The 557-nt window shown below is 42.2% G+C and carries 1 pseudogene; it reads left to right on the plus strand.

Annotated features, from left to right (window positions below):
- Window positions 1-557 (plus strand): annotated as a pseudogene (locus FT986_RS04215) (heavy metal translocating P-type ATPase); the annotation flags it as partial.

Here is a 557-nt window from a genome sequence, read left to right on the forward strand (position 1 = left end):
CAAGGCGAGCACAGTCACGACGATGGCCATAACCATAGCAGCCCTGAAGAAATTTCAAATTTTAGAACCTATCTACCGGCTATTTTCAGCTTTGTGATGTTGATAGCCGGAATCGCTATTGATTACTTTGATGCGTTTCCTTTCTTCAAAGGATGGATTCGCGTAGTATGGTACACGGTAGCCTATATCCCTGTAGGTTTTCCGGTGATAAGAGAAGGCTGGAAAAGTATTAAAAATGGTGATTTTTTTACGGAATTCTTCTTAATGTCCATAGCCACTTTAGGTGCATTTGCCATTGGCGAATATCCCGAAGGTGTTGCCGTAATGCTGTTTTATGCTGTGGGCGAACTCTTCCAAAATGCGGCCGTTAACCGTGCGAAAGGAAATATAAAAGCCTTACTCGATGTAAGACCCAATGAAGCTTTGGTTTATCGTGATGGCGACTTTGTTTCAGTAAATCCCGAGACTGTTGAAATTGGCGAAAAGATACAGGTACGTGTAGGCGAAAAAGTTCCGCTTGATGGTATTCTGCTTTCTGAAAAGGGTTCTTTTAATAC

Origin of the sequence: Mesonia sp. K4-1 (genome assembly GCF_008017825.1) — a bacterium.
Lineage (GTDB): Bacteria > Bacteroidota > Bacteroidia > Flavobacteriales > Flavobacteriaceae > Mesonia.